Raw genomic sequence first — 19770 nt, 5'->3', positions numbered from 1 at the left:
AACTATGCTCCGACGAGTTGCAGCATCGAGATTTCGGGCGGAGCTGCAACTCGTACAGGAGGACCCCACGCTCCGGCCCCACGCGTGGTGAACAGGGTCGTGCCGCCGATCCGGTCCAGTCCCTCGACGCTCGGCTGCTGTAGCGGCACCAGATAGCGCAGCGGCCAAATCTGACCCGCATGGGTGTGTCCGGACACTTGCATGTCCACTCCCATTTCGGAAGCCTCGTGCGCCTGCTTGGGTTGATGGGCCAGGAGAAGGACGAATCGATCGGACTCACGCCCTTCGAGGGCAGCGCTCAGATCGGGTTCGTAAGGCGCGGGTGCTGTCGCGTCGTTGATTCCGGCGATGTCGATGCTTACGCCGTTTCGCGTCACTTCCTCCCGATCGTTTCGCAGAACGGTGATCCCTAGAGTCGACCACAAGTCGAGCCACTTGCCACCGTCGTCGGCGTAGAACTCATGGTTGCCACTGACTCCGAAGACGCCCAGTGGCGCCGACAGCTCGCGTAGCGGGTCCAGATCGGAGCCGACGAGATCGACGGTCCCATCGATGAGATCACCGTCCAACAAGATGAGGTCCGGCGCCTGCGCATTGATATCGTCGACGACCTTCTGAACGAAGGGTTCCCCGCGGGCAGGTCCGACATGAAGATCGGACACCAAGGCCACTCGCAGCCCGTCGAATTCCGCCGGAAGTCGCTCGAGGGCAACAGTGGTATTGGTGATCCGCGGTTCGCTTGCTTCGACTACTCCATACGCGACTGCGACGACGGACGCGGCAGCAACCAGAGCAGAACCAAGCCTGTTCACCCGAAACCGGATAGCCCCGGATTCGTGTCCACGCAGCGATGACACGATCCGCATCCCGAGGGTGACAACCCCGACGAGCAGGGTTCCCAGTACCAGATACAGAATCACAGCAAGCCAGGTGAGTCCTAGGAATCCCGGCGCGCGAGCCCAACTCGGATCGAACAACTCGCCCGATCCGATACCCACCAGGGCCAGAGCCCACATGATTGCGAGAAGGGCGTCTGCGACAAAAGAATAGGGTCGCGGGAGTCGCGTTCCGCGCACGAAACGGAGATGAATCACCAGGCACACCAATGCGAGGAAGACACCGAATGCAAGAAGTCGAGTCATGTTCAGTACAAGAACTTTCCGAGAAGTGCAGCTAGGTCGGACCCGTCCGACGACGGAACGGTGGTGAACGTGCCTCCGGTGACCGTGGACACCGCCTCCAAGTCCGCTTTATCGGCAATGGTTCCGATCGATATGACATCGACCGCTACAGGTCTGGCCGGATCGACAAGCTTGGTGATATCGGTCAACTCACTCTCGGACGATTCAGCTGAATCGTCGTTCGGGCCGTCGGTGACAAGGACGATGCTGTTCGGTCTCCCCGGGACGAATCCTTCGAGCGCAGCACGGTATGCCGCTGTCATCGACGGGTAGGTCGAGGCTACGTTCTCGGGTTTCAGGCTCTGTGCCGCCGCAACGAGCGCTTGCCGTCTGCTACCGGCAGAAAGCTGTTCGGACACCGTGCCGGTGGGAACCAATATCCGATACGGACGATCCTCGTCCAGATCCTTGCTGTCGGACCACAAACCCAGTTCGGTCGAATCGATGACTGCGTCGAACTGTGCGGTGAGTGCAGATGCGATGTTCTGCAGACGCGATCGACCACCTTCGTCGGTGTCCATCGATGCCGATACATCCATGACAACGGTCGCTCGACGCTCTGTTGCAGGATTCGTCACAGCGTCGAGCATGGCTGTGCGGACGTCGGGTCCGGTTGGGGCTCCGAGCGGTGACGATCCAGGAGCGTTGTAACCCGCGTCGGTGAACATCTTCGAGTTCTCTGCCTGCAAGATGAACTCGACGAACTGGGCGCCGGCACGCCTGAGCGTTTCGTTCACCCACGACCCGGACATGATGACCGACGGATAGTCGATCGACACCGTCGATCCGGGTGGTGCGTATCCCGTCAGTTCGTTCTGACCGGACGTACCGAGTTGTTGTTCGGTCACCGGAACCGAATGGAAGTCGGCGTCGGGTGAGAGCTTGCCTGCCAACCCGGACAACGCCATATCCGTCGAATCGGGTACCGCTGCTTGAATCCCGCGGTCTGTCGTCGCGAGGGCGGCCAAAGCAGATCGCGTCTGCGATTTCAGGGGTAGCTGCAGTGTTGACGTCTGAACATCGGAGGCGGGCGTTGCCGACGATCCGACGGCGGCGAGAACGGCTGTCGTCGCATCGGAGTCCGGTCCGACAGGGAGTTGCATCCGGAGCCCACCCCATCCTGGGAGGGAGAGGCCGAGCAACGACTCCGGATTGCTCTGCAGTGCAGGGAGATCGGCCCACCCGACACCCTTAGCTTGCAATGCTGCAGTCAACTGCGGAGGACTCGCGAGCACAACAGGGGTGCTCGCAATCGTTTTCGGCGTCCCGTCGACGGTTCCAGCCGGAAGCGCGGTGACCGAGTTGGAAGAACGTGGTAACCACAGAGCAGGGATCGGCCCGAGAGCAGAGGGGTCCCAGTTCTGCTCTCCTGCTGCCAGTGCGCCGGCGATGGCAGTCGAATCCTCGACCTCCACCGCGACAGAAATGCAATGATCGCGAACGACGGGCCCGGTGGCGGCGAACCGCGTCGCGAGGTCGGTAATCTGCGAGGCGATATCGGGATCTACCGTGACCGACAAAGTCTCGGCACCCTCGACGCAGGTCTCCGCCGCCGCAGCACCCTGATCGGCTATCCGATCACGCAATTCGAACCACCCGAACACGGCGAGCACCACCACGATGATGGCGCCCGCCATGAACAATGGGCCTTTGCTGATACTCCGTATTCCGCCGGAGTCGCGATGATCACCCACGTGCGAAGGGTTACGAGACCGTCAGTTGCTCGCGGCCTTGTACTCGCGTCTGCGTCGATGCAGAATCGGCTCGGTGTATCCGCTCGGCTGCTTGGCCCCTTGGAAGATCAGCTCGCTGGCGGCCTGGAACGCGATGTTGGTATCGAAGTCCGGAGCCAGGTTCTTGTACGTCGGGTCGGACGCATTCTGGCGGTCGACGATGGGGGCCATGCGTTCGAGGCTCGCACGGACCTGATCCTCGGTGACGATGCCGTGGCGCAACCAGTTCGCGATGAACTGGCTCGAAATCCTCAGGGTCGCGCGATCTTCCATCAAGGCAATGTCGTTGATGTCGGGCACCTTGGAGCAACCGACACCGTGATCGATCCACCGTACGACGTAGCCGAGAATCGACTGTGCGCTGTTGTCGATTTCCTTCTGCTTCTGCTCGTCGCTCCAGTCGGTGGCTGGAGCAAGCGGAATCTCGAGGATCTCGTCGACGGTCGCGCGCTTGGCCTGTGCCAATTCGAGCTGGCGGGCGAAGACGTCGACCTTGTGGTAATGCAACGCGTGCAAAGTGGCCGCGGTGGGGGAAGGAACCCATGCGGTGTTGGCGCCGGCCTTCGGATGGTTGATCTTCTGCTCGAGCATGTCGTGCATGAGATCGGGCATTGCCCACATGCCCTTGCCGATCTGCGCCTTACCCGTCATTCCCGCCGCAAGGCCGGTATCGACGTTGAAGTCCTCGTACGCCGAGATCCACTTCTGAGCCTTCATCTCGCCCTTGGGGACCATTGCGCCGGCCTCCATCGACGTGTGAATCTCGTCGCCGGTGCGGTCGAGGAAGCCGGTGTTGATGAAGACCACCCGCTCCTTGGCTGCCAGGATCGAGGCCTTCAAGTTGACCGTGGTGCGACGCTCTTCGTCCATGATGCCGACCTTGAGGGTGTTCTCCGGCAATCCGAGCACCTGCTCGACGCGGCCGAAGAGCTCTGCTGTGAACGCAACCTCATCGGGTCCGTGCATCTTCGGCTTGACGATGTACAGCGAACCGGTTCGGCTGTTCGAGAGGAGGTTGTCTGCGGTCAACGAGTGCATTCCGGTGAGCGAGGTGAACAGCGCATCGAGGATGCCCTCGGGAACTTCGTTGCCGTCGGCGTCAAGAATGGCATCCGAGGTCATCAGATGTCCGACGTTGCGGACGAACAACAGTGAGCGTCCGTGAAGTGTGACAGATGACCCGTCGACTCCGGTGTACGTGCGATCAGGGTTCAGAACGCGAGTGAACGTCTTCCCGCCCTTGGAAACGTCCTCGGAAAGATCGCCTCTCATCAATCCGAGCCAGTTGCGGTAGCCGAGAACCTTGTCGTCGGCGTCCACGGCCGCGACCGAGTCCTCGAAGTCCATGATGGTCGTGACTGCCGATTCGAGCAGCACGTCCTTCACGCCCGCCGCGTCGGTAGCACCGATCGGGCTCGTAGGGTCGATCTGAATCTCGAAATGCAAGCCGTTGTGTACGAACAGAATTGCTGTGGGTGCATCCGGCGTCCCGTGGTATCCGAGTAGCTGCGCCGGATCTTTGAGGCCGGTGGTGGTTCCGTCGGCGAGGGTCACTGTCAGCGAAACCGCGTCGACGACGTATCCGGTCGATCCGACATGTGACCCGGACGCCAAGGGCGCCGCCTCGTCGAGGAAATCGCGAGCGAAGGCGATGACCTTGTCGCCGCGAACCTTGTTGTAGGAGGTGCCCTTCTCTGCGCCGTCCGCTTCGGGGATGGCATCTGTGCCGTACAGCGCGTCGTACAGCGAGCCCCAACGGGCATTCGATGCATTGATCGCGAACCGAGCGTTGAGAACGGGCACGACGAGCTGTGGTCCGGCCGTCGACGTGATTTCCGTGTCGACGCCTGTGGTGGCGACGTCGAAGTCGGCGGGTTCGTCGACGAGGTAGCCGATTTCCTTCAGGAACGACTTGTACGCCGCACGGTCGTAGTCGATTCCGGCATGCTCACCGTGCCAGGCGTCGACCTTGCCCTGAATCTCTTCGCGTACGTCCAAGAGCGCCTTGTTCTTGGGGGAGAGATCGGAGATTACCGCTTCGGCACCGGACCAGAACGCATCCGATTGCACACCTGTACCCGGAAGTGCCTCGTTCTGTACGAAGTCGTACAGCACCTTGGCGACTTGAAGACCACCGACACGAACTCGCTCAGTCATGAATTCCTCACTCTTTCCGGTCTGGGCGCCCAGAAGGGCGATAAAACGACATCGGCTTCAATGTTACTCGGCAGTAAGTCGGGCACTGTACCCGCCGCTCACCAGTAGATTCTGGCATCGCATCGCCAGCTCCGAACGGAGAGGGGCAGCCCTGGCCGACAGGTCGGTTTGCGCGCGCACATACTCTGCCCGACCGGACGGTGTTTCGATCGCGATAGGCGACAGGCCATAGTCGGAGAGGTCGTACGGACTCGCGCGCATATCGACCGTCCGAGCATCGAGCGCAAGTTCGAAACAGTCGAGCACAAGGTTCGAGTCGATCAACGGTGAGAGTTTGTAGCTCCACTTGTACAGATCCATGCTCGCATGCACACAACCAGGTTGCTCTCGTTCGGTCCTGCTTGCCGGGGACAGGTCGAGAAAATTCTTGGGGGCGGCGTCGGGGGTGAAGAACCTGAACGCGTCATAGTGCGTGCAGCGAATCTTCATGGACTCGACCACCGCATCGGTGCCGTCGTAGCCGAGCCGAAGCGGCACCGACCCGTGTCGCAAGGCGGCCTGTCCGCGCCTATAGACCATCGCCCACTCATGGAGCCCGAAACACCCCAGATTGGGTTGACGGGTCATGGTCGCCTCGAGGAGGTCCCGGGTGAACATGATGGCCGAACGCCGCTGCTCGACCAGAGAGCGCCGTACCCGATACCCGAAGTCCGGTCCGTCGACGGGTTCGTAGGACGCGAACGCTGCGTAGTCCTGAGCGGCTTCACCGGTTAGGACCACCTCGAAACCTGGGTTCCAACGCTTCAGGTGGCCGGGTTTGTAGCTGTAATAGGTGAACAAGAAGTCGAGTACCGGATGTGTATTGCCCTGTGCCCGATTGTGCAGGTAGGCGCCGATCAAGCGGTCTACCCGAGCCGAGTGGTCCGCACGTCTGTTCGTCCAGTCCGGCTCCGTCAACGTCGCCGACATCTCGGTCGCTGAGGTCTGCATCATCGGTCGGTGCTCGTCATCTTTCAGTTTTCGCCACCGGAACGTGCCGGCGAAGACTGGCCCGGTGACGGCCCTGCGATACGGTGCGTGCCGTCGCGGACGGTTCCGACGAACTCCTCTACCAAGTCTTCCAGTGCCACGATCCCGATCGTCGTGCCTGACGAATCGCTCACCGCGCCCAGGTGACTGCTGGCACGCCGAAGTCGAGTCAGCGCGTCGTCCAGCATCGTCTCGGAGGTGACCACTGGCAGCCTTCGTACCTCGGAACGCGGTATGACCGTCTCCGGACCAGCAGCATCGTCGAGCATGTAGCTCAGAACGTCCTTCAGATGGAGATATCCGACCATCGATCCATCCTCGGCTTGCACCGGGTAACGCGAGAAGCCGGTGGCGATCACTGCCTCCTCGACGGATCCGAGCGTGGGACCCGAACCGGGTTCGAGGCCGGAGAGACGCACGCTGCGGACCTTGGCGGATGGAATGAGCACCTCCGCCACCGTCCGGCCGGAGATCTCCAGCGCCTGGGTGAGGCGCCGGTGCTCCTCCTCGTCGATGAGACCTTCCGATCGTGACTCACCGATCATCTGCGAGAGCTCGATGGCGGACACCGACGAATCCAACTCGTCTTTGGGCTCGATGCGCAGTGCACGCAACGTGAGGTTGGCACACATGTTGTAGAACGAAATCAGCGGTTTGGCGAGTTTGATGAACATCAGATGGATCGGAACGAGCAGCATTGCCGTCTTCTCCGGGCCTGCGATCGCGATGTTCTTCGGGACCATTTCGCCGATGAGGATGTGCAACACCACGACCAGCGCCAATGCGATGGCGAAGGCGATCGGGTGCAGCAGGCTTTCCGGGATTCCGATGAGATCGAGTGGCTTCTCGATCAGGTGTGCCACCGCCGGCTCGCCGACGCGGCCGAGAAGGATGGAACAGATAGTGATTCCCAGCTGAGCCGCGGCAAGCATGAGGGACAGATTCTGACTGGCCTCGATTACCGATTTTGCGTTCTTCTTTCCTTGCGCAAGCAAGGATTCCAGTCGGTCGCGGCGCGCCGAAATCAGTGAGAACTCGGCGCCCACGAAAAACGCATTGCCGCCGAGGAGGAGAACGGCGAGCAATACGGAGAGGTAGTCACCCACGAGTCCTCTCCTCCGATCGAATCTGCTCTATCACGTCGGGGCCGACCGGTTGCAACATCACTCGATCGATTCGTCTGCCATCCATTCTGGTGACTCGGCCCGCCCATCCACCGTGTGCATCGGCAGGGTCTTCCTCGGGTGGATCGGGCATGATCACGCGGTCACCTTCGACAGGAATACGTCCCAGTTCGGTCAACACGAGTCCGCCGATGGTGTCGTACTCGCCTTCCGGCGCTCGATACCCGGTCGCGGCTGCCACCTCGTCGATTCGGAGCAGTCCCGAGCACAGCCAACTGTCCCCGAACCGCTGGACGTCGATCTCTGGCTCGTCATGTTCGTCCCTGACGTCGCCGATGATCTCCTCGATCAGGTCTTCCATGGTCACCAAACCCGCGGTGCCACCATATTCATCGACTACAAGGGCAACTTGCATTCCGTCGGAACGAACGCGCTCCATCACCGAATCTCCGTCGAGACTCGACGGCACGACCGGCACATCCTGCGCGAGAGAGTCCAGGCGAGTATCGGCACGTTTCGCTATAGGCACGGTGAAAGCGTGTTTGATGTGTACGACACCAACAGTGTCATCGAGGTCTCCGTCGACAACCGGGAAACGCGAAAAGCCAGTTCTAGCTGCCGTTTCGATGAGGTCGGATACCGAGTCGGACACCGACAGTGACTCGACTTTGACCCGGGGTGTCATCAATTCCTCCGCGGATCGTTCGCCGAACTTCAGTGATCGGCCGACGAGTCTGGCCGTGCCCTCATCGAGGGATCCTTGCCGCGCAGACGTGCGCACGAGCGATCCCAGCTCACTCGCTGATCTCGCCGAGCGTAATTCTTCGGCAGGTTCGAGTCCGAGTCTGCGCACCAGCCAGTTGGCAGAGCCGTTGAGTCCGTTGATCGCCCAGCGAAATACCATCGAGAACCCAGACATTGCGCCTGCTGTCGCCCTCGCAGTTCCCATCGGCATCGCGATTGCGATGTTTTTCGGGACCAGTTCACCGAAGATCATCGAAAACGACGTCGCGATGATCAGTGCCGCGGCCAACGACACAGCGGATGCAACAGAGGTGGATGCGCCCAGTGCAGTCAAAACCGGGACGAAGAAGCCGGCGAGGACGGGTTCGGCGAGATAGCCGGTGATGAGTGTGGTGATGGTGATGCCGAGCTGGGCCCCGGAGAGCTGGAACGACAGCGTTCGGTGTGCACGTTGGACCTGACGCGAGCGCGCATCTCCGACGGTGCTCACCGACGAGTCGACTGTGCTCTTCTCGAGCGCTGTCAGAGAGAATTCGGCTGCCACGAACAACGCGGTACCTGCGGTAAGAGCCACGAACCCAAGGAGGCCCGCGACGCTGATTACGATGTCCATCCGCTACCGCCGCCGAAGTTCCGACAGGAGCATCGCACCCTGGCCGGAGGCAAGTGCGCCGCGGCCGAATGTCACCCCGCCGCGGTGTGGAGTCAGCTTGAACGATGGATCGCCGGGTTTGTCTCCCGGCTCGATAGAGGAGCCCTCCGAAGTGGAGCCCTCGTCACCGGACTCGGTCGGAGCAGTCTCGGTGCTGGTGATGACGGGTGCCTCAGGCACCTTGTTCCCTTCTGTTGTTCCGCTACGAATCGATCGGCGGAAGTGAGTTGTTAGCGTGAGCCGCCATTCTACCGGCAGTCGGGCACGAGGTCGGATCTCGGGCCGAACCGACCGCCGTCACAGATCACCACCCGGATGGAAGCGGGCGACCTTCGGCGAAGCCAGCCGCCGACTGCACACCGAGCACGGCGCGCTCGTGAAGTTCTGGAAGGGTGCGGGCACCTGCATAGGTACATGTGCTTCGAACTCCGGAACAGATGTAGTCGATGAGATCCTCGACACCGGGGCGATCCGGGTCCAAACGCATCCGCGAACTGGAGATTCCCTCTTCGAACAGTGCCTTCCTCGCGCGATCGAACGCACTATCGGCCACCGTGCGAGCAGCGACGGCGCGCTTGGACGCCATTCCGAAGCTCTCCTTGTACGCGTTGCCCGCGGAATCGACCCGAAGATCGCCCGGGGACTCGTAAGTGCCGGCGAACCATGACCCGATCATCACGTTTGCCGCACCCGCTGCCAATGCGAGCGCGACGTCCCGGGGATGGCGTACCCCACCGTCGGCCCACACCGAGGCACCCACTTGGGCGGCAGCCTCGGAGCACTCGGCAACGGCCGAGAATTGTGGTCGACCGACTCCGGTCATCATCCGTGTCGTGCACATTGCTCCTGGCCCGACGCCGACCTTGACGATGTTCGCGCCGGCGGCCACGAGATCTCGAGTCGCTGTAGCGGAAACGACATTGCCTGCCGCGAGTGGAACACCGAGATCGAGAGACCGAACCGAAGCCAAAGCGTCGAGCATCTTTTTCTGGTGACCGTGAGCAGTGTCGATTACGAGTAAGTCAGCACCGGCCTCGACGAGTGCCTGAGCCTTCGCCGCGACGTCGCCGTTGATTCCGACAGCCGCCGCGACGCGCAGTCGCCCCGATCCGTCGACAGCGGGCGCGTAAATGCCGGTGCGGATTGCTCCGGTGCGCGTCAACACACCGACTAGCGCCCCATCCGGTCCGATCAGAACGGCAAGTCCCTCATGTGCGGCATCCAACGCATCGAAGATCACTCGCGGGGACGCATCGGACGGCACCGTGACGAAGTCGGTCGTGGCGACCGATTGCAGTCTGGCGAACCGGTCGACGTCCGCACAGGTCGACTCGGTGACGACACCGATGGGTCGGCCGCCTTCCACTACGACTACCGCGCCGTGTGCCCTCTTGTGCATCAAGGAAAGTGCGTCCGACACCGACGCATCAGGACCGAGTACGACCGGAGTGTCTGCGATCAGATCCCGGCTCTTGACGAACGCGACGGTCTCGGCCACGGCTGCGGTCGGTAGATCCTGAGGAAGAACGGCAATGCCACCCCGACGAGCAACGGTCTCGGCCATTCTGCGGCCCGAGACCGCGGTCATGTTCGAGACGACGATGGGGATGGTTGTGCCCGATCCGTCGACAGTGGAGAGATCGACATCGAACCGAGAAGTGACATCGGTTCGGTTCGGGACGAGGAAAACATCGTCGTACGTCAGGTCATGGGGCGGATGTTGGCCATCGAGGAACTGCACGTTGGGTCAGCGTACCCGTCATCGCGCAATAGGGTGTTCGCCGACCTTTGCCTGTGCTCGTGAGAGGGCAACTGTTGCAACGACCATCACTGTCACGCAGATCGCAATGACAGCCAAGGAGAACGCGTCGTCGCGAACTCGTTCGTCCAGGACGGTGATTCCGAGAAACGCGGCTCCGAACGGTTCTCCGATGGTGATAGCCGGAAGCGAAGCAGACAACGGTCCGGACTGGAAAGCGCGCTGCTGGAGGTAGAAGCCGAGGACTCCGCACCCGACGAGTGCGTACGTCTGCCAGGCAGTGACTGCTTCGGCGATATCGGTTCCCAGCAGATCGGTGACGTACTTCGTCAACGCCACGGCAATCCCGAAGAGCACTCCTCCGGCCGCACCCAGCAGCAGTGCCCGCCGACCCGGATTGGTCGACAACAATCCAGTAATAGTGACGGCCAACACGAGCCCCGATGCAATGGTCAACGGAATCATCCACTCGGAGAACGGCGCATCGGAGTTTCCCTCCGTCGGGTCACCGACGACGATGAACACCGCGAGCGCGGCTGCCAAGGACACCGCCCACACCCATGTCGTACGCGTCATCCGGTATCCGGCGAATTTGGCCGACAGAGGCAATGCGAACAGCAGCATCGAGACGATCAAGGGTTGCACTATGAGGACCGAGCCGACCCACAGTGCAGCAACCTGAAATCCGTAACCTCCGATGTCTCCGCAGAGACCGGCCCACCACCGTGGGCTTCGGATGAGGGTGGCGATCAGCGATCGACCCTCGGGCACCGCCGCGGCAGCACTTTGTTGAGCGACCGACGCGCAAGCGAACAGGAATGCTGCAATCAGCGCCAGTACGATCGACAACACCGGAAGTCCGTTCATCGGCGACCCGATCGACCTGGCTTGTCCCTGGTACGCCGCGGCACCGGGCGCTTTCGGCGATCCACCTCGCGTGGGGGCCCGCTCTGGCCGACCGTGGGTAGCACCTCGACGACTGGCGATCCCGGAGGTGCCTGCGCACCCGTGGATTCGGTCAGTGCTGGACTCGATGCGGTCACCTCGGTGAACTCGGCCACGATTCCGGCTTCGGCGGCAAGCGTCGCGACCTGCGATTGCTGGCTATCGGTGACCAGCGTGACGACGGTGCCGATCTCGCCTGCCCGCGCCGTCCGCCCGGCGCGATGCGTGTAATCCTTCGCATCAGCCGGAGGGTCCACGTGCACGACAAGGGTAATTCCATCGACGTGCAGGCCACGGGCCGCGACGTCGGTGGCGACCAGGACAGGAACCGAACCATCCGCAAATGCAGCGAGAGTTCTGGTTCGATTGGCCTGAGATTTGTCACCGTGCAACGCGAGTGCAGGCACGCCGACTTCGCGCAGGGATGCGGTGAATCGATCCACCGCATGCCTGGTGCGCAGAAAGATCATGGTTCGCCCTGTTCGCGCCGCGATCCGCAGTGCAATCGAATTCTTGTCGATGTCTGCCACACGGAAGAAGAGGTGTTTCATGGTCGCCTGGGCGAGTGGGGGTGGCTCGGCGGAGTGAATGGCGGGGGAGTCGAAGTACCGCTGCACCAGGTCGTCGACATCTCCATCGAGGGTGGCCGAGAACAGCATGCGCTGTCCACCTTTCGGGGTGCGGTCCACGAGCTTTCGCACCTGCGGCAGAAAGCCTAGATCGGCCATCCGATCAGCCTCGTCCACCACTGTGATGGCAATGTCGGCGAGCGAGACAGCGGCGTGCTGGATGAGATCTTCGAGACGTCCTGGGGTAGCCACAACGACGTCGACGCCGCGCATGAGGCGCTCGGACTGGCGTTTCATCGGCACCCCGCCGACAATTCCCATCACTCGGACGCCCAACGCGAGTGCCGGTTCCTCCAGCGCCCGCTCTATTTGCAATGCCAACTCGCGTGTCGGAACCAGTACCAATCCGCGGGGACACTTCGGGCGGCTGCTCGCACCCGACAGTCGCTGGAGCATCGGTAATCCGAATGCAAGGGTCTTTCCCGATCCGGTCGGCGCGCGACCGAGAATGTCTTGTCCGGCAAGGGCATCGGGGATCGCTGCCGTCTGAATGTCGAACGGAACATCGATACCGACTCGACGCAGAGCATGGACCACGACAGGTCGGAGCCCCAAATCGGCAAACGACGTTTCGGAACGGGGCATAGCGGAACAGTACCGCCCGGGAAGTTTCTGTCGGTGCCACAGGCAATCATACTCGATACGAACATACGTTCGACAGAGTTGATCCGGCCGGTTTATTCGCAGTTGGATCCCGACAAGCTTGGGGGAGCTATGTGTGCAATGTGTGACGGGCAGTCGATGGCGGACTACGTGCAAAACGTGCACGGCCTTGTGGACCGCCACGGCTGGGCTTTGCAGTATGTCAATTCGGAGGTGAATTCGAATTTCGATCCGGACAATGCTGGAGTGATCGAACCGGCTTTCTGCTACACAGTCGGTTTGACGGCCCTCGGACACCCCGAGTTGATCGTGACGGGGCGATCACCCGGGGAATCCGCCGCCGCGTTGAACACGCTGGCCAGGCGGGTGATACTCGGCGGTCGGGCCTTCGATCCCGGCATGGAATGCACGGCAGCTGGTTTCGACTTCCATTTCGTCGACGTGACGTACTGCGACGAGTGGCTACTCATGGCTTCCGAGGTGTACCCATCAGATCGGATCCGCGCGGTCCAGGCCGTGTGGCGTGACTCCCAGGGGGACTTGCCGTGGGAAGGCGACGTGTCGTCGACGATCGTGCAACCCATCCTCGGAACACCGTTGGGCTGGGGTCTCTACGACTGAATCCGACTTGCGGATCAAGGTGGGCGACGGTGCGATGGCAACCATCGACAAGTGGTTGCCATCGCACCCTACAGCCGTGTTCGGTTCAGCTCAGGCTTGAACTTCGCTTCGGTCACCGCTCCAGAGCGTGTGGAACTTGCCCTCGGAATCGATGCGCTCGTAGGTATGCGCACCGAAGAAATCTCGCTGGCCCTGAGTCAGGGCGGCTGGGAGCCGCTCGGCGCGAAGTGCGTCGTAGTAGGCCAGCGAAGAGGCGAAGGCAGGCACCGGAATACCGAGTGACGCCGCGGTGATGACGACGCGGCGCCAGCTGTCGATTGCGTCTTCGATCGCGTCACGGAAGTACGGCGCGAGAATCAAGCTCGGAAGCGAGGAATTGTCTTCGTACGCATCTTTGATTCGGTTGAGGAAGCGTGCACGGATGATGCAGCCTCCGCGCCAGATCGTGGCGAGATCACCCGGGTGAAGGTTCCAGTCGTACTCGGTGCTGCCTGCCGCGATCTGATCGAACCCCTGCGCATACGCAACGATCTTGGATGCATACAACGCCCGACTGATGTCGTGTGTGAACTGCTCGGCATCGGTCGGCTTGTCTGCGAGTGCGCCCGACGCCAACCCCACAGCGGCCTCGCGCTGCGTGCGCGAGCCGGAGAGTGCGCGTGCAAACACGGCTTCGGCGATACCGGTCACCGGCACACCGAGGTCGAGAGCGGCCTTGACCGTCCACCGGCCGGTGCCCTTCTGCTCGGCAGCGTCTACGATGACGTCGACCAACGGCTGGCCAGTTTTCGCGTCGACCTGTCGAAGGACCTCCGCTGTGATCTCGACCAGGTAACTTTCGAGGTCACCCTTGTTCCACTCGGTGAATACGTCCGCAACCTTGGCGGGTGAGTAGTCCAGCGCGTCACGGAACAGGTTGTACGCCTCGCCGATCAACTGCATGTCGGCGTACTCGATGCCGTTGTGCACCATCTTGACGAAGTGGCCGGAGCCGTCCGGGCCGATGTGAGTGCAGCACGGTGTTCCGTCCACCTGTGCCGCAATGGATTCGAGGAGCGGGCCGAGTGCCTTATAGGACTCGACCGGACCACCGGGCATGATCGACGGGCCGTTGAGTGCGCCTTCTTCGCCACCGGAGATTCCTGCGCCGACGAACAGCAGTCCACGCTCCTTCAGTGAAGCTTCGCGTCTGATCGTGTCTGTGTAGAGTGCGTTTCCGCCGTCGATGATGATGTCACCCTGTTCCATGGCACCGGCGAGTTCTTCGATCACAGCGTCGGTCGGCTCGCCGGCTTTGACCATGATCAAGACTCGGCGAGGCTTCTGCAGTGCGGCGACGAATTCTTCGATCGTCTCGGTGCGAATGAACTTGCCTTCGCTACCGTGCGCTTCGAGGAGTGCATCCGTTTTGGAAATACTGCGATTGTGAAGCGCAACCGTGTGGCCGTGATGCGCGAAGTTCCTGGCGATGTTCGAGCCCATCACTGCAAGGCCGGTGACGCCTATCTGGGCGAGTTCTGACGAGTCCACTGCTGAGGTCATGAGTACAGCTTTCCTTGCCGAGCGCACAAACGAAAGCCAGGCACGCGCATCGCCTCGATCCAGTCAGCGAAATTTGTTGCCGGACAGAGCTCAGACGGACGCAGCAACCAAAAATGGAGGGCACTGCTTCTTGCGAAGCAGTGCCCTCCATTTTTAACGACTTAGATCAGCTATCAGTGATCGCGCGCAGGCCCATCGAAGCCGTCGTACGAGCGGCGATCGGTGCGGCTACGAAATCCGCTCGTCTTCGACTCTTCGCGGACGAATGTCGACTGCGTACGAGGACGGTCACCTTGGTAGCCGCCGGTGCGAGGACGGTCACCCTGGTATCCACCCGAGCTCGGTCGGTCACCCTGGTAGCCGCCGGTACGGGGACGGTCACCTTGGTAGCCGCCGGTGCGAGGACGGTCACCCTGGTATCCACCCGAACTCGACCGATCGCCCTGGTATCCACCTGAAGTCGACCGGTCACCCTGGTAGCCGCCGGTGCGAGGGCGGTCACCCTGGTAGCCGCCGGTACGGGGGCGGTCACCCTGGTAGCCGCCGGTACGGGGGCGGTCACCCTGGTAGCCGCCGGTACGAGGGCGGCTGTCGCGCCGGTCCCTGGGGGCACTGCTTTCGGCGCGCAATGGGTCGCCCGTGGGCTTCTTCGCTCCGGTAATGCTGTTGAGCTCGGCCGAGCCTGGTGCGACGTTGACCGAAGTCGCCTTGACTCCAGCCATGCCGGTCAGACGCTGAACCTGTCGACGCTGGTTCGGCAGGACTATCGCGACGACTGTGCCCTTTTCGCCGGCACGGGCGGTACGGCCCGCGCGGTGAAGGTAGTCCTTGTGGTCGGCGGGCGGATCGACGTGTACGACCAGATCGATTCCATCGACGTGAATTCCTCGGGCCGCAACGTCCGTTGCGACCAAGACAGGCGTGCGCCCGGCCTTGAAACGCTCCAGAACGCGGGTGCGCTGGTTCTGTGCCTTGCCGCCGTGTAGCGACTCTGCAGCGATGCCGAGAGCGCGAAGGCGGTCGGTGATGCCATCGCATCCGAGTTTGGTCCGAGCGAACATGATCGTCCTGCCGTCGCGGGCACCGATCTCGGAGAGAACGACATCCTTTTGGCCGCGATCGACCATCAGCATGTAGTGATCCATCGTGTTGACGCTCGCCTTGCCGTCCTGCGTCGAGTGCTCGACGTGATCGGGGAGGAACTGGCGAACGAGTGACTGGACTTCACGATCGAGGGTGGCGGAGAACAGCATTCGCTGTCCATCGGCCGGTGTGTCCGCAAGAACGGCGCGCACCTCGGGAAGGAAACCCATGTCGGCCATCTGGTCGGCCTCGTCGAGGGCAGTGATCTCGATGGAGTCGAGAATGCAGGTGCTCTGGCGTAGGTGATCGGCAAGACGCCCTGGTGTCGCGACGAGAACGTCGACTCCTCGGCGAAGCTGCTCGACCTGCTTGTTGAACGGCGTGCCGCCAACCGCAGCAAGCAACCGAAGACCCTGCGCATTTGCGTAGGGGAGCAGGGAGTCCACGACCTGGAAAGCAAGCTCACGGGTCGGAACCAGCACCAGCGCGCGAGGACGCTTGGCTGCGGGCCTGTCCGTGTGCTGTGCGAGGCGAGCAAGGATCGGAAGACCGAACGCCAGGGTCTTACCCGAACCTGTCTGTGCACGTCCAAGGACATTCTTCCCGGCAATCGCGTCGGGGAGTGCTTTGGCCTGGATCGGCGAAGGCACGGTGATGGAGTTGCGGGCCAAAGCGGCCACTACCGCCTCGGGAAGTCCGAGCTCGGCGAAGGTGACGACCGTGGTCGGTACTTCTTCGGCGGTGGGTGTAGTTGGTGTACTAGTCGAAACAGCGTGAGTCACGCAGTAGAACCTCTCCGGATTACGGGCACGCCACGAAGCCACAGCTGAGAAAACACCCGCAGGAGAAGGGCACATAAAACAGCTAGATCACATAGAGACGAGCCAGGGCACTGTCACCTGGCCATCCTTGCGCAGTTGAACTTCGCGCAGAGTGGGGCTGTTTGTGCCTTATCGAATTACTAGGCCGCGATGGCGACCTAGGACTACTGTACGCGACCGTTCTTCGATTCATCGACTCGAAATATGTGAGCTGTCCTACTTCCACGACCGAACGACACGGCTAGCTCGAGCCGAGGAGCCGGCCAAGTTCGTCGAGCCACGGCATCGCGACGAAAATTGTCGGCAGAACCAAAATGATCGCGGCGGCGAGGTACGCGGCGATACTGATGCGGATGTCGGTGCGAGCACCACCGAGACGCCGCACCCTGATCAGGGTGCTAGGGCCGCCTGCCGCAAGTGCACCACGCGGAGCGGTCGATCCGGCACACGTCACGAGTGCCCGAGCCAGCGGTGTTGGCCCGGTGACTTTGACGGCGGAGTCGTCGGCCAACAGTTCGACGAGCAGCTGCACGCTACCGAGTGCGGATCGACTTCGGACTATGCGTGGAAAAGCCTCGTTGACTGCTGTGAACGCCTCGAGGACGAGATCGTGACGAGAACGTAGATGTGACCGTTCGTGACTGAGGATTGCCGTGATCTCGGACCTGTTGAGGTTGGTCAACACACCCTCGCTGAGCACCACGCGTTGACGAAGGCCTGGGAGGCAATAGGCGATCGGTTCCACGGCGTCGAGAACACGTATATCCGCGTTACGCACGCCTGGGAACGGACGTCCGGAGTCACTGCTGCGATCGAGCAGGTCGACCAAAACGCGATGTCGAGCCCGCCGACGCCGTGTTCGGACGAATACTTGAACGAAGGAGAACACCAGCTTGGCGCCGATGCTCAGGGTGATTGCCAGCACCACCACGTACAGGATCCACAACGGCAAGCCAAGTGCTTCGATTTCATCTGTCGGAGCGGTGGTTGGACGGCCGTCCGGACCGGGGACCAACAGTAGGCCACCGATGGCCAACCCCGAGCTGAACGCCGAGAGCACCGCAGCGATGGCAATTGCTTGCCAGAGGACGAGAGCTGCACGCGGCGCGCGGTAGGGCCATGTTGCACGACTGAACACAGCAGGAGCGGGACCTGCAAGAAGGAGTGCGAGTACCGCGAAGACCAGCGCAGTGGTGGAGTTCATGGTCCTCACTAACCGATGGCAGGGGTCAATCGGATTGCGGCGCTCCGACGTGTGATGTCGAATGTACATCCGATTGTGCCAGTTCCAGAGCCGCCAGCGCTTCTCGGAGAGCCGCTGCTTCGTCTGCCCCCACTTGGCCGACGAAGTGAACCAATGCTGCGGCTCGTCCACCGGACTTGGGTGCCTGCGCGAGAGCGTCCACCATAAGGCTCGCAACCAACTCATCGCGGCTGTGAAGTGGGGCATAGCGGTGCGCTCGGTCATCGCGCTGTTGAACTACCAGCTGCTTTTTGGCAAGCCGCTGGAGCACGGTCATCACCGTTGTGTACGCCAGTTCACGATGTGCGGCGAGCGCCTCGTGCACCTGTCGAACAGTCTGTGGTTCTGTGGAATCCCAGAGATGATCCATTACTGCACGCTCGAGTTCGCCTAGACCTGCCATTCCACCAAGTCTACGGGTAGTCCGACGCAAATGCGTACTACTCCATGTAGTAACTCTGTGATCTCAATTGCAGCGTGGTGGAACTTGTTGCGTGGCGAATTCATCGACAGTCCCAATTTCGTATCGCGACATGCCTATCCTGCAGTGATGTCAGAACTTCATCGAAGTCCAGTCTTCGACGTGCAGGAAGGGGTGGAGTGCACTCGATCGCGTCTCTTTCACTGATCAGCGGCACCACGCCGATCTTGGTGTCGATTCTCGGCCTCCTCGGCGCCCTGTGGTTACTGGTGTCGAGGCGACGGTGGTACCTCCTGCGCGCGGTACCGATCGTGATCGTGGTGGCCTCCGTGTTCGGATTCTCTCTTTATTACGTCGTGGAGAAGGTGTGGCGGCCATTTCCGGATCCGATCGAGGTCGAGATCTACGTATGGATCGCAGTCGGAACTGCCGCATTGCTGCTGGTGGTGCCCAGAACGATGGTGGCGTTGGGGTTGCTGGGTAGAGCAGTGTCGGTTCTCGCTGCGCTACTGGTCGTTCTCGTGGCATCCATGCAGGTAAACCTGGTGTTCTCGGCATATCCCACGGTCGGGACGGTGTTCGGAGTCGATTCGGCCGATCGAATCTCCCTCTCGGATCTACCCGGACCAGAACCCAGCGTGATCACCGGCGATCCACTGGACAAGTCCTGGAATCTTCCGGCCGACATGCCGTCCGCCGGCAAACTGACCTCGGTGTCCATTCCGGCAACTGCCTCGGAATTCAGCGCGCGAGATGCGCAGGTGTACCTGCCGCCGGCCTACTTCGTCGATCCGCGCCCACTCTTGCCGGTTCTTGTGCTCCTTGCCGGCCAACCGGGGGAGCCCGAAGATTGGCTGAACGGGGGCAAGCTGACCGAAACGATGGACGCATTTGCGCGCGACCACGACGGTCTTGCGCCGGTGGTCGTGGTCGCGGACGCCACTGGCTCAGCGCTTGCCAATCCGCTCTGCGTGGATTCGCCCCTGGGAAATGTAGCGACGTACCTGTCCAAGGACGTGCCTAGCTGGTTTACATCCGCGCTCCAAGTCGATCCGAACCCGCGCAGTTGGACGATCGGGGGATTGTCGTACGGCGGGACGTGCTCACTGCAGATGGCCACAAATTTTCCTGATGTCTATCCGACATTTCTCGATCTGTCGGGTCAGCTCGAGCCGACGCTCGGCGATCGAAACCGAACTGTGAACGACGTGTTCGGGGGGAACGACGCAGCATTCGTGGCAGTCAATCCGATGGATCTGATGAAGACGAGACGGTTTCCCGATTCTGGAGGCGCCTTCGTCGTCGGAGCTGACGACAACGACTACAAGCCAGGACAGAAGGCGGTGTACGAGGCCGCTCAGGCAGCAGGGATGGACGTCCGTTACGCCGAGGTGCCGGGCGGTCACAGTTTCGCCGTCTGGTCCGAAGGTCTGAAAGAGCAATTACCGTGGCTGATGCAGAGAGTGGGACTGATCTCGTGAGC

Annotated in this window: 16 protein-coding genes; 2 read left to right on the top strand and 14 right to left on the bottom strand. The window is 61.6% G+C overall.

Annotation, left to right across the window (positions count from 1 at the left end):
- Positions 1-2: 2 nt before the first annotated feature.
- The 10 genes from ABIB36_RS19585 to ABIB36_RS19540 form a co-directional block, all read right to left on the bottom strand.
- Entirely contained in the window at positions 3-1142 is a 1140-nt protein-coding gene (locus ABIB36_RS19585; protein ID WP_354562751.1) for a metallophosphoesterase, read from the bottom strand.
- 2 nt (positions 1143-1144) lie between these two features.
- Positions 1145-2875: a substrate-binding domain-containing protein gene (locus ABIB36_RS19580; RefSeq protein WP_256895443.1), complete on the bottom strand. Its 1731-nt coding sequence runs from the start codon at positions 2873-2875 to the stop codon at positions 1145-1147.
- Positions 2876-2896: 21 nt separating this feature from the next.
- A complete protein-coding gene (locus ABIB36_RS19575; protein ID WP_354562754.1) occupies positions 2897-5071 on the bottom strand; it encodes a malate synthase G in 2175 nt (724 codons plus the stop codon).
- A gap of 63 nt (positions 5072-5134) precedes the next feature.
- Entirely contained in the window at positions 5135-6061 is a 927-nt protein-coding gene (locus ABIB36_RS19570; protein WP_354571659.1) for a 3-methyladenine DNA glycosylase, read from the bottom strand.
- 23 nt (positions 6062-6084) lie between these two features.
- Positions 6085-7206 carry a hemolysin family protein gene (locus ABIB36_RS19565; RefSeq protein WP_084345354.1) on the bottom strand — a complete coding sequence of 374 codons (1122 nt, stop codon included), beginning with the start codon at positions 7204-7206 and terminating at the stop codon, positions 6085-6087.
- Positions 7199-8581, bottom strand: a complete 1383-nt coding sequence (locus ABIB36_RS19560; protein ID WP_084345355.1) for a hemolysin family protein — start codon at positions 8579-8581, stop codon at positions 7199-7201. Before ABIB36_RS19560 ends, ABIB36_RS19565 begins: the two co-directional genes overlap by 8 nt.
- 3 nt (positions 8582-8584) lie before the next feature.
- Positions 8585-8800 (bottom strand): hypothetical protein, encoded by a 216-nt coding sequence (locus ABIB36_RS19555; protein ID WP_084345356.1) that lies wholly within the window; start codon positions 8798-8800, stop codon positions 8585-8587.
- Between the two features lie 124 nt (positions 8801-8924).
- Positions 8925-10361 carry a GuaB1 family IMP dehydrogenase-related protein gene (locus ABIB36_RS19550; protein ID WP_084345357.1) on the bottom strand — a complete coding sequence of 479 codons (1437 nt, stop codon included), beginning with the start codon at positions 10359-10361 and terminating at the stop codon, positions 8925-8927.
- An 18-nt stretch (positions 10362-10379) separates the two neighbouring features.
- Positions 10380-11246, bottom strand: coding sequence for a DMT family transporter (locus ABIB36_RS19545; RefSeq protein ID WP_354562761.1), 867 nt, complete (start codon positions 11244-11246; stop codon positions 10380-10382).
- Entirely contained in the window at positions 11243-12538 is a 1296-nt protein-coding gene (locus ABIB36_RS19540; RefSeq protein WP_354562763.1) for a DEAD/DEAH box helicase, read from the bottom strand. Before ABIB36_RS19540 ends, ABIB36_RS19545 begins: the two co-directional genes overlap by 4 nt.
- A 138-nt stretch (positions 12539-12676) precedes the next feature.
- On the opposite strand from ABIB36_RS19540, the gene ABIB36_RS19535 reads away from it, so the two are divergent.
- Positions 12677-13177, top strand: coding sequence for a DUF4262 domain-containing protein (locus ABIB36_RS19535; RefSeq protein ID WP_256895447.1), 501 nt, complete (start codon positions 12677-12679; stop codon positions 13175-13177).
- 90 nt (positions 13178-13267) lie between these two features.
- Here the strand turns inward: ABIB36_RS19535 and gnd are convergent, their stop codons facing one another.
- From gnd to ABIB36_RS19515, 4 genes are all read right to left on the bottom strand, one after another.
- Entirely contained in the window at positions 13268-14719 is a 1452-nt protein-coding gene (gene gnd, locus ABIB36_RS19530; protein ID WP_354562766.1) for an NADP-dependent phosphogluconate dehydrogenase, read from the bottom strand.
- Between the two features lie 173 nt (positions 14720-14892).
- Positions 14893-16584 carry a DEAD/DEAH box helicase gene (locus ABIB36_RS19525; protein ID WP_084345362.1) on the bottom strand — a complete coding sequence of 564 codons (1692 nt, stop codon included), beginning with the start codon at positions 16582-16584 and terminating at the stop codon, positions 14893-14895.
- A gap of 280 nt (positions 16585-16864) precedes the next feature.
- On the bottom strand, positions 16865-17827 hold the full coding sequence (locus ABIB36_RS19520; protein WP_354562768.1) for a M56 family metallopeptidase: 963 nt from the start codon (positions 17825-17827) through the stop codon (positions 16865-16867).
- Positions 17828-17852: 25 nt separating this feature from the next.
- On the bottom strand, positions 17853-18269 hold the full coding sequence (locus ABIB36_RS19515; RefSeq protein ID WP_084345364.1) for a BlaI/MecI/CopY family transcriptional regulator: 417 nt from the start codon (positions 18267-18269) through the stop codon (positions 17853-17855).
- Between the two features lie 197 nt (positions 18270-18466).
- Between ABIB36_RS19515 and ABIB36_RS19510 the strand changes: the two genes are divergently transcribed.
- Complete coding sequence (locus tag ABIB36_RS19510) at positions 18467-19768, top strand: alpha/beta hydrolase (protein ID WP_354562771.1); 1302 nt, start codon at positions 18467-18469, stop codon at positions 19766-19768.
- The last annotated feature ends 2 nt before the right edge of the window (positions 19769-19770 follow it).

Origin of the sequence: Rhodococcus sp. UYP9 (assembly GCF_040547235.1) — a bacterium.
Classification (GTDB): domain Bacteria; phylum Actinomycetota; class Actinomycetes; order Mycobacteriales; family Mycobacteriaceae; genus Rhodococcoides.
This window is presented reverse-complemented; position numbering and strand designations above follow the sequence as displayed.

What these genes read in the sequence shown, in the direction of transcription:
- ABIB36_RS19585 (WP_354562751.1), bottom strand. Translation starts at nt 1,142, where the DNA reads ATGACTCGACTTCTTGCATTCGGTGTCTTCCTCGCATTGGTGTGCCTG.
- ABIB36_RS19545 (WP_354562761.1), bottom strand. Translation starts at nt 11,246, where the DNA reads ATGAACGGACTTCCGGTGTTGTCGATCGTACTGGCGCTGATTGCAGCA.
- ABIB36_RS19515 (WP_084345364.1), bottom strand. Translation starts at nt 18,269, where the DNA reads ATGGCAGGTCTAGGCGAACTCGAGCGTGCAGTAATGGATCATCTCTGG.
- ABIB36_RS19575 (WP_354562754.1), bottom strand. Translation starts at nt 5,071, where the DNA reads ATGACTGAGCGAGTTCGTGTCGGTGGTCTTCAAGTCGCCAAGGTGCTG.
- ABIB36_RS19520 (WP_354562768.1), bottom strand. Translation starts at nt 17,827, where the DNA reads ATGAACTCCACCACTGCGCTGGTCTTCGCGGTACTCGCACTCCTTCTT.
- ABIB36_RS19560 (WP_084345355.1), bottom strand. Translation starts at nt 8,581, where the DNA reads ATGGACATCGTAATCAGCGTCGCGGGCCTCCTTGGGTTCGTGGCTCTT.
- ABIB36_RS19570 (WP_354571659.1), bottom strand. Translation starts at nt 6,061, where the DNA reads ATGCAGACCTCAGCGACCGAGATGTCGGCGACGTTGACGGAGCCGGAC.
- gnd (WP_354562766.1), bottom strand. Translation starts at nt 14,719, where the DNA reads ATGACCTCAGCAGTGGACTCGTCAGAACTCGCCCAGATAGGCGTCACC.
- ABIB36_RS19535 (WP_256895447.1), top strand. Translation starts at nt 12,677, where the DNA reads ATGTGTGACGGGCAGTCGATGGCGGACTACGTGCAAAACGTGCACGGC.
- ABIB36_RS19540 (WP_354562763.1), bottom strand. Translation starts at nt 12,538, where the DNA reads ATGCCCCGTTCCGAAACGTCGTTTGCCGATTTGGGGCTCCGACCTGTC.